The sequence below is a fragment of the Actinoallomurus acaciae genome (assembly GCF_042429965.1).
GTDB classification, from domain to species: Bacteria; Actinomycetota; Actinomycetes; order Streptosporangiales; family Streptosporangiaceae; genus Actinoallomurus; species Actinoallomurus acaciae.
Genome location: NZ_JBHLZP010000868.1, coordinates 1 through 2,178 on the forward strand (window position 1 = coordinate 1; position 2,178 = coordinate 2,178).

Here is a 2,178-nt window from a genome sequence, read left to right on the forward strand (position 1 = left end):
ACGCTTCCCGAAGGGAGAAAGGCGGACAGGTATCCGGTAAGCGGCAGGGTCGGAACAGGAGAGCGCACGAGGGAGCTTCCAGGGGGAAACGCCTGGTATCTTTATAGTCCTGTCGGGTTTCGCCACCTCTGGCTTGAGCGTCGATTTTTGTGATGCTCGTCAGGGGGGCGGAGCCTATGGAAAAACGCCTGCGGCGTTGGCTTCTTCCGGTGCTTTGCTTTTTGCTCACATGTTCTTTCCGGCTTTATCCCCTGATTCTGTGGATAACCGTATTACCGCTTTTGAGTGAGCTGACACCGCTCGCCGCAGTCGAACGACCGAGCGTAGCGAGTCAGTGAGCGAGGAAGCGGAAGAGCGCCTTATGTGACATTTTCTCCTTACGCTCTGTTGTGCCGTTCGGCATCCTGTCCTGAGAGTTATCTCTCTGTGCTATTTTCTACTTCAAAGCGTGTCTGGATGCTGTTCTGGAGTTCTTGGGGTCTGACGCTCAGTGGAACGAAAACTCACGTTAAGCAACGTTTTCTGCCTCTGACGCCTCTTTTAATGGTCTCAGATGTCCTTTGGTCACCAGTTCTGCCAGCGTGAAGGAATAATGGCCGAGCATATTGATATGTCCGTGGCAAAGCGGGGAGAGGCGTGCGATATCTTCATCATTCAGTGTTTCACCCTGCGCCCGGAGATGATCCAGGGCTGCCTGCATATAAATAGTGTTCCATAACACGACGGCGTTAGTGACCAGCCCCAGTGTGCCCAGTTGATCTTCCTGACCGTCGGTATATCGTTTTCTTATCTCACCTTTTTGACCGTGACAGATGGCTCTGGCAACGGCATGGCGACTTTCTCCCCGATTAAGCTGGGTCAGAATGCGCCGGCGGTAATCTTCATCATCAATATAATTAAGCAGATACAGCGTTTTGTTGATGCGCCCCACTTCAATGATTGCCTGAGTCAGTCCGGAAGGACGTTCACTTTTCAGCAATGAACGGACCAGCACTGAAACCTGTACTTTGCCCAGCTTCAGGGAGCCAGCGGTCCGGATCATTTCGTCCCACTGAAGGACTATTTTTCGGGGATCTGATTGCCCTCTGGCAATATCATTCAGCACGCCATAGTCGGCATCATGGTCCATTCGCCAGAAAACCGAAGCACCGGCATCAGCCAGGCGTGGAGAAAACTGGTATCCCAGCAGCCAGAAAAGGCCAAAGACAAGTTCGCTGGCACCTGCTGTATCGGTCATAATTTCGGTTGGATTCAGCCCGGTCTCCTGTTCCAGAAGACCTTCCAGCACAAAGATAGAGTCCCTCAGCGTCCCCGGTATAACGATGCCATGAAAGCCGGAATACTGATCGGACACAAAGTTGTACCAGGTGATCCCTCTGTTATTACCAAAGTATTTGCGGTTCGGTCCGGCATTGATTGTTCTGACTGGCGTAACAAAGCGCATTCCATCTGCAGATGCCACTTCTCCTCCACCCCATATCTGTGCCAGTGGCAGCGTTGCCTGAAAATCAACCAGTCTGGCATTAGCGCTGGTGATAGTTTCAGCCCGCAGATAGTTCGCTTTTGTCCAGTTCAGCCGGTGTCGGGTCAGTGCAGGAACATTTGATCTGATCAGTGGTTCCAGACCGATATTGCAGGCTTCAGCCATCAGCACGGCGCTGATGCTGACGGGCAGATCATCAACTCTGGCACTGGCTTCACTAGCATGGAAAAACTCATCAGCAAATCCGGTATGGGCGTTAATTTCGAGCAGCAACTCCGTTAAATCCACCGGAGGGAGTAGATCACTGATCATTTTGCTCAGTCGTTTCAGACTGTCCGGCTCATCAAGACTGGCGAGGGGAGAAATTGTCAACCGGGGCTTCGGGCCAGAAACATCGAGTTCGACAGCCTCATTTTCGCAAAGACGTGCAGCAACCTGTCTGTAACGACTATCAAGCTGATGACCCAGAGATTTTATTGCTTCCTGCGGGTCTGTCGGGTGCCCCAAAGAACGATAAACCTTAATCCGGTTTGCCTGCCAGTCAGCACCCTGTAGTAATCTTGCACGAGGATCTCCCCACCGGTTACTGCCGGTAACGTAGACATCCCTCCGCCTCAGACTATCCTGCAGTTTACTGAGAAAGCAGAGCGTGTATCCCCTGCGGGTGATATGTTTTTCCTTGTTAATCACCAGCC

At 52.1% G+C, this 2,178-nt stretch carries 1 pseudogene; it reads right to left on the reverse strand.

The features are described 5' to 3' along the window. Positions 1–508: 508 nt before the first annotated feature. Positions 509–2,178, reverse strand: a pseudogene (locus tag ACFFNX_RS48235) (Tn3-like element Tn3 family transposase); the annotation flags it as partial.